This window comes from Pantoea sp. GL120224-02 (genome assembly GCF_900215395.1).
GTDB lineage: Bacteria > Pseudomonadota > Gammaproteobacteria > Enterobacterales > Enterobacteriaceae > Pantoea > Pantoea communis.
In genome coordinates this window covers 318,451-332,193 of the sequence record NZ_OBEC01000003.1, presented here as the reverse complement: position 1 = coordinate 332,193, position 13,743 = coordinate 318,451, and the positions used below count along the sequence as shown (strand labels likewise).

Below are 13,743 nucleotides of genomic sequence, written 5' to 3'. Positions count from 1 at the left end.
CAAGTAGCCCCCCATTTGAACGTCAGATTAATAACCTAACTAACTTCACAGATCCTGAAAAAAATTGACACTATGATTGCATCGGGGTCGCAATGGGTTACTGTTAAATTCTTGTAACAAATGTAACCAAAAGGATCTGTATGAAAACCTCTCTGCGTTTTTTAACAACCTCTGTACTGGCAGGACTCTCCTTTTCTGCGTTTGCGGCTGTACCTGCTGGTTATCCCACTGAGTATCAGAAAGTCATTGATGCAGCGACAAAAGAGGGCAAAGTGGTGGTGTACTCAACCACTGACACCAAAGCAGCGGGCCCGTTGATCAAAGGCTTTGAGACACTGTATCCGGGCATTAGAGTTGAATATAACGACATGAACAGTACCGAACTCTATAACCGTTACATTAGTGAACAGGCCTCCGGCAGCGGCAGCGGTGATGTGGTGTGGAGCTCATCCATGGATACCGCGTTGAAATTGGCCACCGACTACGCTGCGGAATATGCCTCTCCCGAGCAGGGCAAAATTCCAAAATGGGCGGTGTGGCAAAATAAAGCCTACGGCACGACCTACGAACCGGTGGTGTTTATTTACAACAATAAACTCATCCCAAAAGACACCGCGCCTGACTCTCACATCGCACTGGCTAAAATGATTGCAGCCGATCCGGCTAAATTCAAAAATAAAGTGACCACTTACGATATTGAAAAATCAGGATTAGGTTTCATGCTGACGGTTCAGGACAGCAAAGTGGATCCGCAATACAAAGAAAACCTGGCGGGGATGGCGAAAGGGGGTCTGACGGTACAGTCTTCGACTGGCACGATGATGGAGCGCGTCTCTTCAGGCGAGAATTTGATTGGCTTTAATATTCTTGGTTCTTATGCCGAAGCCCGAGCGAAGAACGATCCGGCATTGGGCATCGCTTACCCGAAAGATTATATCCTGGTGCTGTCTCGCGTTTCGTTTATCACCGAAGAGGGTGAGCATGAGAACGCGGCTAAATTGTGGCTGGATTATGTATTGTCAGAAAAGGGACAGAGTATCCTGGCAAATCAGGCGGACATCCCTTCCCTGCGTAATGATATCGAAGGCAAAAACGATATTGACGGTATGACCAAAATGCTGGGCGATGCTCTTAAGCCGATTCCGGTGGATGAATCGCTGCTGGAATATCTGGAACCGGCAAAACGCCTGGAATTTATTAAACAGTGGCGTACCGCCGCCGGGAAATAATGCTCCCCACGTTATGCGCCCGTCGCGGCGCATAACATCTCCTTTCGCCTCCGGTGTTTGATAGGGTTGGCATATGAGCAGGTTACTGAAAAAGTGGCAGAGTTTGCCACGTGCATTGATTGTTCTGATCACGGCATTGGTTATTTACGTACCGCTGATGTTTATTGTGGTGCAGAGTTTTCTCTCCGCGCCGTTCTTTGCCAAAAAGAAAGAGCTGACGCTCGGTTCCTTTGGATTTATTTTCTCCGACCCTGATTTTTACAAAGCGCTGGAGTCGGGCTTTATTTTGGCGTTTGGTCTGGTGATTATTGCTATTCCGCTCGGCGGTATTCTGGCCTTCCTGATGGTCAGAACCAACCTGCCAGGACGCCGCCTGATTGAGCCGTTGATTCTGGTGCCGATCTTTGTCTCACCGATGGTATTGGCCTTTGGCTATGTGGTTGCCGCCGGGCCGGTGGGATTCTTGTCTCAATGGGCGAATCAGCTGTTTGGCGTGGTGCCGTGGAACATCTACTCGATGACCAGCATCGTGGTGATCGCCGGACTCACCCACGTGCCACACGCCTATCTCTATATTTCATCGGCATTGCGCAGCGTCAGCTCCGATGTGGAGGAAGCCGCGCGCACTGTCGGCGCTTCACCGTTACAGGTGATGACTTCGGTCAGCCTACCGATGGTGCGCCCTTCGATTCTGTATGCCTGTGTGCTGCTATTCTTCCTGGGATTAGAGGTGTTCGGCCTGATGCTGGTATTGGGCGATCCGGAAGGCAACATGGTGCTCGCCACCTATCTGTATAAGCTGACTAACAAGCTCGGCACCCCTTCTTACCACCTGATGGCCGCTGTTGCCGTGGTGCTGATCTGCTTCACCGTGCCGCTGGTGATGCTGCAGCGCTGGCTGATGCGCACCGCCAACCGTTTTGTCACCATGAAAGGCAAAGCGTCACAAGCGCGCGCCCTGCCGTTGGGTAAATGGCGCTGGATTGCCGGTGCGGTGGTGTTGGCCTGGCTGACCATCACCATCGGCGTGCCGCTACTGGGCGTGGTGATGCGTGCGTTCATCTCGCATTGGGGTGTCGGCGTCTCACTGTGGGATGAAATATCCTTCGCGACTTTCCGCAGTATCTGGGATCAACCCAATCTGTTGCGTGCCATTGTCAACTCGATGCTGATTGGGGTGATCGGCGGCGCGGTGGCGGTGATCTGTTATTTGTTTGTCGGCATCGCCATGCATCGCAAGCAGGATCAGGTTACACGCTTCCTGGATTACAGCGTGCTGGTGCCGCGTGCCGTGCCGGGTCTGTTAGCCGGTCTGGCTTTTCTCTGGGTGTTCCTGTTCATTCCGATGTGGCTCGATCAGTCCCTGAAAAACGGCTGGCTCTCCAGCCTGCCGGTTGCTGACTGGCTGCGTGAGAATTTTATCGTTTGGCTGCGTTCCCTGCGTCAAACCATCTTTAGCGTCTGGCTGGCTTACACCGTGGTGTGGATGGCTTATGGCTTGCGCCTGATCTCCTCAACGCTGTTGCAGGTCGGCCCGGAACTGGAAGAAGCCGCACGCAGCGTGGGTGCCACCCCGGGACAAACCACGCGTCACGTGACCGTACCGCTGTCACGCCATGGCCTGATTGGCTCGTGGTTGCTGATGTGCCTGATTTTTGAGCGCGAATACTCAACCGGTGTGTATCTGCTGTCACCCGGCACCGAAACCATCGGTTCAATGCTGGTCTCACTGTGGTCAGCGGGCGCCATTGATATCGTGGCTGCGCTCTCCCTGATTAATATCGTGCTGGTGGTGATCGGCCTCGGCATCGCGTTACGCTTTGGAGTGAAATTACATGATTGAATTATCGGTAGATAACTTGCATCTGATGTACGGCGATAATCCTGTATTGAAAGGCGTATCGATGCAGTTGAAAAAAGGCGAAGTGGTTTCACTGCTGGGCCCATCCGGCAGCGGCAAAACCACCTTATTGCGTGCCGTGGCTGGTCTGGAAAAACCGTCACAGGGGCGCATTACTATCGGCAAAAATGTGGTGTTTGATGGCACGCCGAAAAGTGAAATTCCAGCTGAAGAGCGCAATCTCGGCCTGGTTTTTCAGTCCTACGCGCTGTGGCCGCACAAAACCGTATTTGAGAACGTGGCCTACCCGCTCAAGTTGCGCAAAGTGGCCACAGCAGAGATTAATCAACGCGTTCAGGCGGTGTTGGATCAACTGGGGCTCGGGCATCTTGGCAAACGCCACCCGCATCAGCTTTCCGGCGGTCAGCAGCAGCGCGTGGCGATTGGTCGTGCGCTGGTCTATAACCCGCCCGTGATTTTGCTGGATGAGCCACTCTCCAACCTGGATGCCAAATTGCGTGAAGAGGCGCGCGTGTTCTTGCGCGAGCTGATTATTCGTCTCGGACTGTCTGCCTTAATGGTGACGCATGACCAGAACGAAGCCATGGCGATTTCTGACCGTATTCTGTTGCTGAATAACGGCGTGATTGAACAGCAAGGCACACCGCAAGAGATGTACAGCCAGCCCTCAACGCTGTTTGCCGCTGAGTTTATGGGTAGCAATAACCGTCTGCACGGCAAAATCACCCACGTTGAAGGCGGCCGGGCGCGCATTGCCGGGGCAAAATGGGCGCTATGGGGTAAACCGAGTGGCGATGTGCGGGTTGGACAGGATGGGACAGCGGTGATTCGCGTCGAACGTATGAATATCGCTGACACCGCTGATGACAACGCACTTGAGCTGCCTTTGCTCACCAGTATGTATTTAGGCGACCGCTGGGAATACCTGTTCCGCACCGAAGGGGATGATTTTGCGCTGCGCGCGTATGGCAAGGAGTTCCGCGGGAATCAGCGCTTCCGCGTCTCACTGCCGAAAGAGGATCTGTGGATTTTCGCTAAAGATTGATTGCTAGCAGCAGGGTCTATTATGGTGAAGACGGCCTTTCGGCCGCTTTATTGAGGTTTTGACCCTGCATTAATTATTTGCGCGCTTTGGCAGCCGCAACCAGTCCGTCCAGCCAATCCTGATGACCGTTGATCATCGGATTAGGTTTCGCGCTCGCCAGCTCAACCGCCGGTTTGCCGTTTTGCGTTTCCTGGGTCAGGATGCGCACGCGATTGCCAGAGAGATCTTCAATCAGCCAGGCATGCAGAACATCTAAACGGTCCTCGCTACCCACTTCACCCGCCCAGCCATGCCAGGAAACACGGGCGGCTTCACCCGCTTCGGGTGCTACGTACTCAGTGACCTGCGCTTCCACCGGGAAGCCAAAGGTTTCGAAATAGAAGCGGACGCCCTGCGCCAGTTCCGGGCCTTTATTGTCATAGAAGCGCGCATTCGCCGAGTTCTGGTAATAAGTCGGCCAAAGTGACGGCGTATTCAGCAGAGGCCAGATATCCTGGGTGCTCAAACCTGCAACGATCACTTCGTTGGAACAGTAGTTATCGCTAAAGCCCGGTACAAATCCTTCTGGCCAGTTAATCGCGTTCATTTTCATTTCATTCGTCTCACCGTGGATAAATCGTGGGTGAAGTATCTGACTCCCTATGAAATAAGACCAATCGCCATTATTTATTTTTGATATACGTTTTCGTGATATCTGGTAGCAGCGTATGATGAGGTATTGCCACACCATCGCCGGAAGATGATGAAAACCGATATCCGCAACCTCGACCTCAATTTGCTCAAAGCGCTGGATGCCTTACTGGATGAGCGCAGCGTCACCCGCGCGGCTGAGCGTTTAGCCCTGACGCAACCTGCAGTCAGCGGCATGTTAACGCGTCTGAGAGAGTGTTTTGATGATCCGCTGTTCACGCGGGCGCAGCGCGGCGTTGTTCCGACAATGCGGGCACTGGAGCTGGCTCAGCCCGTGAAGGCCATCCTGGCGGAAGTGTCAGAACTGTTGCAGCCGAAAGCCTTTGACGCTGCGACCGCCGAAATGACCATTAAGATCGCGGCCACCGACTATGCCCTGCGTGCGGTCATTGTGCCTTTTATGGCCGCATTACGAGTGCAGGCACCGGGTATCCGCGTGGCGGTATTGCCCGTTAACAACGAGCAGTTATCTGCGCAGTTTGAACGGGGTGACATCGATATCGCGTTGATCACGCCAGACAGTGCCCCAACCGATCTGCACGCCCGCTCGCTGTACGATGAAGAGTATGTGTGTCTCATGCGCGAGGACCATCCACTGTCTGCGCAGGCAGGTTTAACGCTCGACAGTTTCTGCGCACAGGACCACGCCTTAGTATCCTACGTGGGAGGCAACTTCAAGGGCGTGACGGATGAGGCGTTAGCCGCGGTTGGACGTTCGCGACATGTGACACTTTCGGTGTGCAGTTTTTTAGTTTTACCTGAGATCTTACGCGTCAGTGATTTGATCAGCGTGGTGCCGCGTCGCTTAACGCACGATTTACCTGGTTTGAAGATCTTGCCTCCTCCGTTAGCGATCCAGGGTTTTAACAAAATCGTGGTCTGGCATGAACGCACGCACCGCGATGCCGGACATCGCTGGTTGCGTGAATTACTGTTCTCTACGGCGATTTAAGCGGCCGCCTGCTCATTCCCCAGCAGATTCAATATTTGGCTGCGCAGCGCCACCAGCTGCGGATCATCACGGCGGCGCGGCCAGGGCAGATCCACCTCAATCACATCCACCACCTTCGCCGGTCGTGGGCTGAACACCACCACACGGTTCGCCATCACCAGCGCCTCTTCAACGTCATGGGTCACCATCAGCGTGGTGAACTGCTGCTCCTGCCAGAGGTCAACAATCTCCTGCTGCATGCGCAACCGCGTCAACGAGTCGAGCTTGCCTAATGGTTCATCGAGGATCAGTAAACGCGGCACATTCACCAATGCTCTGGCTAGTGCAGCACGTTGGGCCATACCGCCAGACAGCTGATGCGGCCAGGCACGAGCGAACTGCTTGAGCCCGACACGATCTAGCATCGCGTTAATGCGTTTATCGCGAATTGCGCGGCTCTCACCGCGAATCTGTAATCCCAGACCGACGTTGTCATACACCGTGCGCCATGGATAGAGCGTGGGGTCCTGAAACACCACCACGCGTGAGGGATCGGGTGCCGTAATGGCTTTCCCCTCTTCCGCCAGCAAACCGCTGGCTGGAGGTTCCAACCCTGCGAGCAAACGTAATAAAGTCGATTTCCCGCAACCGGAAGGCCCTAGCAGAGCGACAAATTCACCGGCCTTCACCTGTAAATTGATATTCTCCAGCACCGGTAAATCACTGCCTTCAAGCGTGAAATGGTGATTCACTTTTTCAATAGCAATATTCACGCCTGCAGAGGTCATGGCCATATTTCGCTCCTGCTAAATAATAGTGTGCCGACAGTTATCAGCAAATAACCATAAGCGTCTCTCTATCCTGATTGAAATAGCCTTTTCGGCAAACCTATCCGTCATTTTTCATAAAGAAAAACTGCATGACCTCATGCGGGATTGTTATTTGGTGACGGGAAATCACTAAGCGATAGTGCCCGTGATCTTTAATGACAAGGAAAGCAGAATGGCAATGCAAAAATACTTTATGAGCCGGCGCGCATTATTGCGCGGTCTGGGTTTATTTAGCGCCGGTGTAGCGGTGAATCCATTGTTGAGCAGCAATGTTTTCGCCGACGACAAACCGCTTAAAACCATCAAACTGGCGTGGGGACAAACGGCGGTGTGTCAGGCGCCGATTTCCGTTGCCCTGAAACAGGGTTTCTTCAAGAAATATGGCCTCAACGTTGAGCCGGTTAACTTCAGCGGCCCGACCGATGCGCTGCTGCAGGCGATCGCTACCGGGCAAGCCGATGGTGGTATTGGCATGGCGCTACGCTGGCTAAAACCGCTGGAACAAGGCTTTGACGTCGATCTCACCGTCGGGACTCACGGCGGCTGTATGCGTTTACTGACCCCGCAAAACAGCGGCATCCGCGATGTAAAAGATTTGGTGGGTAAATCTGTCGCGGTCAGCGATCAGGCCAGCCCGATTCGTAATTTCTTCGCGGTGCAGCTGGCGAAACAGGGCATCGATCCGGACAAACAAGTCAACTGGCTGCAGTATCCGCCCGATCTGTTTGGCGAGGCGCTGCGCAAAGGCGAAGTACAGGCACTGGCCACCGATGACCCACAGGGTTGGCTGCTGAAGAAACAGCACAACCTGCTGGAAGTCGACAACAACCTCAAAGGCGAATACGCCAGCATGACCTGCTGCGTGCTGGGTCTGCGCGGTTCACTGGTGCGCGACGATCCTGCCACCGCGCGGGCCATTACCCAGGCAATTGTGGATGCACAGCAGTGGACCGCCGATCATCCCGCCGAAACCGCCAAAATCTTCCAGCCTTTTGTGCCAGGTTCGGTACCGGTGGAGGACATCACCGCGATGCTCAAAGAGCACACTCACCACCACCACTCCACCGGCGCCCAGCTGCGCAGTGAAGTCGCGACCTATGTTGAGGAGTTGAAGAAGATCAACGTGATTCGCCCGGATACCGATGCGCAGCAGTTTGCCGAACACTATGTGCCGCAACTGCTGCCCGCCGAATCCGCCCATCAGCACGCCAGTAACATGGCGCACATGAGCAACATGTCGAGTTAAGGAGAGAGTCATGGCCAGTGAAACCCTCACGATTGCCCAACACCGTGCAGCACCGCGCCGCCTGCAACCCGCCGTCTGGGGTGCGCTGTTGCTATGGTGGGCGTTAGTGGCGCTGATGGTGGCGGTACCGGATAAGCCGCAGGGATTTGCTGCCCCGCGCTTTGTCGATCAAACCCATGAACTGTTTGCCGGGATTGCGTTGTTACTCACCGTGTTGGCAATAGCCTCTGGCGTGTTTCCGCGTCTGGCGCTGCTGGCTCCGTTGAAACGTAGCGGGCCGTGGTTGATTGTGCTGGCGCTGCTGATTGGCGTGTGGGAAACCGTGACCGGAAAGCTGGCGCTGTTGCCCGCGCCCTTCTTTGCACCGCCGCGCGCACTGGTCGAAGCCTACGCCACTGACCGGCCACGTCTGCTGGACAGCGTGCTCAATTCGCTGCGTTTGCTGGCCTTTGGTTTTCTCTACGGCAGCGTGGTGGGCTTTGTGACCGGCGTGGCGATAGGCTGGTCGCGAGGACTCGGCTATTGGGTACATCCGATTTTGCGCTTCCTGGGTCCCGTGCCATCCACGGCATTGCTGCCGCTGTCACTTTACTTCTTCCCCTCCAGTTTCTCCGCTGCGGTATTTCTCATCGCTCTGGCCACCTGGTTCCCGGTGACCGTGCTGACCTGGTCCGGCGTTTCCAGCGTCGATACCCGTTACTACGATGTGGCGCGCACGTTGGGCGCCAATTCGATATTCCTGGTGCTGCGCGTGGCGGTACCCGCCGCATTGCCGCACCTGTTTGTCGGCTTATTTATGGGGCTGGGCGCGTCGTTCTCGGTGCTGGTTGCCGCAGAGATGATGGGAGTGAAATCGGGCCTGGGTTGGTATCTCCAGTGGGCACAGGGCTGGGCGGCCTACGCCAATATGTATGCGGCGCTGATCGTGATGGCGCTGCTGTTCTCTTCCCTGATCTCCCTGTTATTCCTGGTGCGTGACCGTTTGCTTTCGTGGCAGCGCAGCGCGGTGAAATGGTAACGGCAGGGTGATGCGCCTGAAGGCGTACCTTTTAGAAACGTTGCCACATCTCAAGGGGCGTCAATCATGGCGCCCAGGCAGGCTACTCCACCAACGAGGTGAACTATGGTTGCAAAAATTTCCTCGTCAATCACCGAACTGATTGGCAATACCCCGCTGCTGCGGCTCTCGCGTTATGCCCAGCAACAAGAGATTCAGGCCGAACTGATCGCCAAACTGGAGCTGTTTAATCCTAATCACAGCGTCAAGGATCGCATCGCACTCAGCATGATCGAAGCCGCTGAGCGCAACGGCACCATTCAGCCTGGCGACACGCTGGTAGAAACCACCAGCGGTAATACCGGGATTGGATTGGCGGCGATTGCCGCCGCTAAGGGCTATAAATTCCGCGTCTATATCAATGATTTTGTTAGCATCGAACGCACGCAACTGATTCAGGCTTACGGTGCTGAAGTGGTGCCGTTCAGCACCATTGAGGGCTTCCGAGAGTTTTATGAAGCCAGCAATGGCGATTTTGTCGCCGCCACCAAATGGCTGGCGGAAAAGGTCACCGCTGCGGAGCCGGAAGTCCATTTTTTGTTACAGCTGGAGAATCCCGCCAACCCGGCCGTGCACGTTCAGACTACCGGGCCAGAGATCTGGCGCGACAGCGGCGGCAAGCTGGATATCTTTATTGCGGCAGTGGGAACCGGCGGCACACTGTCGGGAACCGGACGCTATCTCAAACAGCAGTACCCAAGCCTGCAGGTGATCGCGGTGGAGCCTGGCGTGGGTTCACAACCCAGCGAATTGCGTCCGGAACCGCTGGAGATCACCGGGGTGCACGCCTTTAGCAATCAGCCGCCCGAACGCATCCCGGCGAATCTGGACCACCGAGTGTATGACGAAGTGATCGCCGTAGAAACCTGGCAAGCGTATGCGGCGGCACGTCAACTGGCGCTCAGCGAAGGCGTGTTGGTGGGTGACTCTTCCGGGGCCGTATTGTGGGCGGCAGAACAGGTGGCGGCGCGGCCGGAGAATCACGGCAAGCGTATCGTGGTTTTGTTGGCAGATGGCGGCAGCAGCTACCTGTCGACGCAGTTGTTTGCGCATCAGGTGCCTGCTGAGACTTTCAAGCTAGCAAATGCGATTCAGACATCACAAAAGATTGCCTGATTCGCCGGGTTTTCTTTATCACGATGTCATTTATGGCGCATTCCTGAGCAACAACGCTGCTCGATGAATGCGCGATAAATCACTCCGCCACATCAAATTGCGCGTTATAAGATCGCCCCTCACACCAGCACATTGCTGGTGATACCCTTAGCGAACAGCAGCGGATCGGTTTCTGGCCGCAGCACTTTAATAGCCTTCAAATCCCGCGCATAAACATCGATCTCTTTGACGAAGGCATTGCCCACCGAATAGTGCCCATGGGTATGGGTTTTCAGTACGCTGGCGATCTCCTGCGGCGTGGTATTCAGCGCCTGACCGTTGAACTCGCTACCGATCGCTTCGGGATGCTGCGCAGCATAGGCGTGCGCTTGCAGGATGGCATGGGTAATCGCGGCAGCCACCTCTGGCTGTTCGCGAATCAAACCGCCACGCGTGCCCACCACACAGCAACTCAGGTTGGCGTACTCATCCATCAAATTAGTACCGACTTCGCGATAGCCCGGCTTCTGCGCCAGGCGCCACATAATCGGATCTGAACCGCTGGCGGCCTGAATTTCCCCTTTCTCCAACACCATTGGCAGCAAATCTTGGGGGAATACACGCCAGTTCACGTCGGTATTGGGATCGACGCCGTGCTTTTTCAGCATCAGTGAAAAGAAGTTCTTATCTGCGCCCGCCATATCGGTAACGCCGATGGTTTTGCCTTTTAGCTGCTCCAGCGTGGCGGGACCGTCACTGCGCGCTAATAAGCGCATGCAGCCACCGTGCGTGCCTGCGGTGAGTTTCACATCGAAGCCCTGCTCCAGCGCTTTTAACCAGCGCAGTGCCATGCCGATGGCGGCTTCCGCTTTCCCCGTGGCAATCGACTCCAGCAATAATTCGGTGGAATTGCCAAAGTTGACGAATTCCACTTCAAGGTTGTGAGCTTTGAAGAAATTATGTTGATCGGCCACCACAACCGGTGCCAGGCAAATGGCATTAAGGTTCACCGCGAGGCGAATGTGCGTGGGTTTCGCCAGTGCCCATTTACCCGCACCACCCTGCAACAGGTCGCCGGACATCGGCATATTGTGCATCTGATCTTCGGCGAAACTGCGCCCTGGTAACGTAGACGCCATCATCGCTGCGGCGGAATACCCAAGAAAGCGACGACGCGAAAGTAAATAATTTTCTGGCATGATTTTACTCCCAAAAATATATACAGGTGAAAGAGTGAGCGTTGTAATAATTCATTTCAGGAGCAGGCAGATTAATCGTTAATTAACAGCGCAACCAGCTGTGTAATTATGCCGATTACGCATGTGTTAAGCGATTTTATTGCTTTTACAGCCTTGCCATATCAGGAAACAATCGACCCTATGTTATTCATCGATAAAAAAGGTTTTCTCAATGGCAAATAACACACTTTTTCTCGCTGAAATATTGCCAGCCCTCACCGAACGATTGGCTGAACATGCTGAAGAAGTTGATCGAAGCGGTGAATTTCCGCGCGCGGCTTTTGCTCATCTGCAACAACTTGGATTGTTGTATTTCGCTTTGCCCGTCTCCGCAGGCGGCGGTGGTGGCGATTTACGCGATTGTCAGGCGATCATTCAGGCAGTCGCGCGCGGCGAACCCTCCGCAGCACTGATTCTGATCATGCAGTATCTCAATACGCGGAGGCTGAGTGAGGAATCTGATTGGCCCGTAAGTGTGCGCGCGACGGTGGCGAGCAGCGTGGTAACCGAGGGCGCGTTAATCAATGCGCTGCGCGTCGAGCCGGAACTGGGTACGCCTGCGCGTGGCGGTTTGCCCGCAACCCGAGCGCGAAGAACCGCCGAGGGCTGGCGCATCAGTGGCGAGAAGATTTACTCCACCGGCAGCTATGGGCTGAGCTGGTTTCTCGTCTGGGCCAGCAGTGATGATGTCGATCCGCTGGTCGGCGGTTATCTGGTGGCCGCCGATGCGCCAGGCATCCAAATCGTCGATGAATGGGATCATCTGGGAATGCGCGGCACCTGTAGCCATCGCGTGGTGTTAGATGAGGTGCTCATTCCGCTCAATCACGCAGTCAGCGTTGCACCCTGGAGCACGCCGAAAGCAGGGTTAAATGAAGAAGAGTCTGTGTGGCTGGCGGTGCTGCTCGGCTCGCTGTATGACGCGATTGCTCAAAGTGCACGCGACTGGTTTATTGGCTTTTTACAACAGCGCGCTCCTGCCAACCTCGGTGCACCGCTGGCATCCTTGCCACGTTTTCAGGAGTTAGTCGGACAGATTGATACACTGCTGTTCACTAATCACACGCTGCTTAACAGTGCCGCACGCGGTCAAGTGGCTAGCGGCCATACAGCACAGATCAAACAGGTGGTGACAGAAAATGCCATCCGTGCCGTTGAGCTGATGGTGGAAAGCATCGGTAATCATGCGTTAACGCGCCACCATCCGTTACAACGTCACTATCGTGATGTGTTGTGTGGTCGCATTCACACCCCGCAGAGTGATGCCATTTTCACTTCCGTGGGCAAAACCGCCCTGGCTGCTGAAAAGAATACTTCATAACGTTACGTTTGCGCAGGTGACATGGGCACTGATGCTTTTGAGCCAGGTTGCTGCTTCCAGCATCACCAACCTGTGTTTTCACGTTTAATGGCTATTGGAGCGCCCAGATTACTTCCGCCTTACACCCTATAAAATCGCACTAAAATCCTGCATGCTGTCCGTTTTAAGGGCCGCGATATCTGATAGCTATGACTGCCACTAAAAATGGATTTACTCTTGTAGCGCTGGCAATTTTTGCCGCGCTCGCCGTGCTTTTTTCTCATTGGACGGCGTTTCTCGACTGGTCACTGCAAACGCAGATCCAACTCCACCGCCTGCTGGTGACGCATCTGCTGCAAATCAATAGCGGGCAATACAGCGCGGGGTTGTGGTTGATTGGCGTGACCTTCATTTATGGCATCCTGCACGCGGTTGGCCCTGGACATGGCAAATTTATCGTCACCACCTGGCTTACCACTCATCAACCGCCGCGTGGTGTCGCCCTCACCGTGCCGTTTCTTGGCAGCCTGGTGCAGGGCCTTAGCGCCATCGCCTTTGTGTTTATCCTGGCCGTTGGCTTTAACCTGACGACTGGCGATCTCAGCACTAGTCGCTGGTATCTGGAAAAAGCCAGCGCGCTGTTTATCGCCGCGCTCGGCGTGATGATGATGGTGCAAGCCTGGCGAGGTCGCAATAAGCATCTGTACCAACATCAACACCTGCACCAAGATCAGCATCAGCATCAGCATCAGCATCAGCATCAGCATCAGCATCAAGATGAGCATGAGCAGCATCATGACGGCTGTGGCCATCATCACGGCATAATTACGGAATCAGTGGATAACTGGAAAGGGTGGATCGGCATTATTATTGCCACGGGCGCACGCCCTTGCAGCGGCGCACTTACAGTGCTGCTGTTTGCCAGCGTGATTGGTATTACCCGTTGGGGCATGTTTGCGGTGATGACCATGGCACTCGGCACCGGCATGGCGCTGGTTGCGCTGGCCCTGTTTGTTCGCCATTTCCGTCATCGCGCGGGAGAATTGTGGTTGGCTGAGTCATCGCCACGCACGCACCAAATACTGGGGATGGTACGTATTGCCGGAGGCGCTTTGCTGATCTTATTTGCGCTGGTGCTGTTTTTAACCGTGGTACCGATCAGTGCGAACGGGGATTATATTGCGGCGGGATGTTGATAATTTATCAAGTCTGATGCGAACA

The 13,743-nt window shown here is 54.7% G+C and carries 12 protein-coding genes; 9 read left to right on the top strand and 3 right to left on the bottom strand.

Going from position 1 to position 13,743, the window contains the following annotated elements; genetic code table 11:
* Positions 1-140: 140 nt before the first annotated feature.
* From CRO33_RS08600 to CRO33_RS08590, 3 genes are all read left to right on the top strand, one after another.
* Positions 141-1,229 (top strand): ABC transporter substrate-binding protein, encoded by a 1,089-nt coding sequence (locus CRO33_RS08600; protein ID WP_097117835.1) that lies wholly within the window; start codon positions 141-143, stop codon positions 1,227-1,229.
* 73 nt (positions 1,230-1,302) lie between these two features.
* On the top strand, positions 1,303-3,072 hold the full coding sequence (locus CRO33_RS08595; RefSeq protein WP_097117834.1) for an ABC transporter permease: 1,770 nt from the start codon (positions 1,303-1,305) through the stop codon (positions 3,070-3,072).
* Positions 3,065-4,135, top strand: a complete 1,071-nt coding sequence (locus tag CRO33_RS08590) for an ABC transporter ATP-binding protein (protein WP_097117833.1) — start codon at positions 3,065-3,067, stop codon at positions 4,133-4,135. The genes CRO33_RS08595 and CRO33_RS08590 overlap by 8 nt, the downstream gene beginning before the upstream one ends.
* A 73-nt stretch (positions 4,136-4,208) precedes the next feature.
* On the opposite strand, the gene CRO33_RS08585 is transcribed toward CRO33_RS08590, so the two are convergent.
* Complete coding sequence (locus CRO33_RS08585) at positions 4,209-4,721, bottom strand: polyketide cyclase (protein ID WP_097117832.1); 513 nt, start codon at positions 4,719-4,721, stop codon at positions 4,209-4,211.
* A gap of 156 nt (positions 4,722-4,877) precedes the next feature.
* Here CRO33_RS08585 and CRO33_RS08580 point away from each other — a divergent pair, with 156 nt between their 5' ends.
* Complete coding sequence (locus CRO33_RS08580; RefSeq protein ID WP_097117831.1) at positions 4,878-5,777, top strand: LysR family transcriptional regulator; 900 nt, start codon at positions 4,878-4,880, stop codon at positions 5,775-5,777.
* On the opposite strand, the gene CRO33_RS08575 is transcribed toward CRO33_RS08580, so the two are convergent.
* Positions 5,774-6,550, bottom strand: coding sequence for an ABC transporter ATP-binding protein (locus CRO33_RS08575; RefSeq protein ID WP_097117830.1), 777 nt, complete (start codon positions 6,548-6,550; stop codon positions 5,774-5,776). The two genes, CRO33_RS08580 and CRO33_RS08575, sit on opposite strands and share 4 nt — an antisense overlap.
* A gap of 208 nt (positions 6,551-6,758) precedes the next feature.
* On the opposite strand from CRO33_RS08575, the gene CRO33_RS08570 reads away from it, so the two are divergent.
* From CRO33_RS08570 to CRO33_RS08560, 3 genes are all read left to right on the top strand, one after another.
* A complete protein-coding gene (locus tag CRO33_RS08570) occupies positions 6,759-7,832 on the top strand; it encodes an ABC transporter substrate-binding protein (RefSeq protein WP_097117829.1) in 1,074 nt (357 codons plus the stop codon).
* A 10-nt stretch (positions 7,833-7,842) separates the two neighbouring features.
* A complete protein-coding gene (locus CRO33_RS08565) occupies positions 7,843-8,850 on the top strand; it encodes an ABC transporter permease (protein WP_097117828.1) in 1,008 nt (335 codons plus the stop codon).
* A gap of 105 nt (positions 8,851-8,955) precedes the next feature.
* Entirely contained in the window at positions 8,956-10,005 is a 1,050-nt protein-coding gene (locus CRO33_RS08560) for a PLP-dependent cysteine synthase family protein (protein WP_097117827.1), read from the top strand.
* 119 nt (positions 10,006-10,124) lie between these two features.
* On the opposite strand, the gene CRO33_RS08555 is transcribed toward CRO33_RS08560, so the two are convergent.
* A complete protein-coding gene (locus CRO33_RS08555) occupies positions 10,125-11,183 on the bottom strand; it encodes an ABC transporter substrate-binding protein (RefSeq protein ID WP_097117826.1) in 1,059 nt (352 codons plus the stop codon).
* A gap of 211 nt (positions 11,184-11,394) precedes the next feature.
* On the opposite strand from CRO33_RS08555, the gene CRO33_RS08550 reads away from it, so the two are divergent.
* The gene (locus CRO33_RS08550) at positions 11,395-12,543 is read left to right on the top strand and encodes an acyl-CoA dehydrogenase family protein (RefSeq protein WP_097117825.1); all 1,149 of its coding nucleotides are present in this window, start codon (positions 11,395-11,397) and stop codon (positions 12,541-12,543) included.
* Between the two features lie 188 nt (positions 12,544-12,731).
* Positions 12,732-13,718: a nickel/cobalt transporter gene (locus CRO33_RS08545; RefSeq protein ID WP_097117824.1), complete on the top strand. Its 987-nt coding sequence runs from the start codon at positions 12,732-12,734 to the stop codon at positions 13,716-13,718.
* Positions 13,719-13,743: the final 25 nt, after the last annotated feature.

What these genes read in the sequence shown, in the direction of transcription:
- CRO33_RS08585 (WP_097117832.1), bottom strand. Translation starts at nt 4,721, where the DNA reads ATGAACGCGATTAACTGGCCAGAAGGATTTGTACCGGGCTTTAGCGAT.
- CRO33_RS08580 (WP_097117831.1), top strand. Translation starts at nt 4,878, where the DNA reads ATGAAAACCGATATCCGCAACCTCGACCTCAATTTGCTCAAAGCGCTG.
- CRO33_RS08555 (WP_097117826.1), bottom strand. Translation starts at nt 11,183, where the DNA reads ATGCCAGAAAATTATTTACTTTCGCGTCGTCGCTTTCTTGGGTATTCC.
- CRO33_RS08560 (WP_097117827.1), top strand. Translation starts at nt 8,956, where the DNA reads ATGGTTGCAAAAATTTCCTCGTCAATCACCGAACTGATTGGCAATACC.
- CRO33_RS08590 (WP_097117833.1), top strand. Translation starts at nt 3,065, where the DNA reads ATGATTGAATTATCGGTAGATAACTTGCATCTGATGTACGGCGATAAT.
- CRO33_RS08600 (WP_097117835.1), top strand. Translation starts at nt 141, where the DNA reads ATGAAAACCTCTCTGCGTTTTTTAACAACCTCTGTACTGGCAGGACTC.
- CRO33_RS08565 (WP_097117828.1), top strand. Translation starts at nt 7,843, where the DNA reads ATGGCCAGTGAAACCCTCACGATTGCCCAACACCGTGCAGCACCGCGC.
- CRO33_RS08550 (WP_097117825.1), top strand. Translation starts at nt 11,395, where the DNA reads ATGGCAAATAACACACTTTTTCTCGCTGAAATATTGCCAGCCCTCACC.
- CRO33_RS08570 (WP_097117829.1), top strand. Translation starts at nt 6,759, where the DNA reads ATGGCAATGCAAAAATACTTTATGAGCCGGCGCGCATTATTGCGCGGT.
- CRO33_RS08595 (WP_097117834.1), top strand. Translation starts at nt 1,303, where the DNA reads ATGAGCAGGTTACTGAAAAAGTGGCAGAGTTTGCCACGTGCATTGATT.
- CRO33_RS08545 (WP_097117824.1), top strand. Translation starts at nt 12,732, where the DNA reads ATGACTGCCACTAAAAATGGATTTACTCTTGTAGCGCTGGCAATTTTT.
- CRO33_RS08575 (WP_097117830.1), bottom strand. Translation starts at nt 6,550, where the DNA reads ATGGCCATGACCTCTGCAGGCGTGAATATTGCTATTGAAAAAGTGAAT.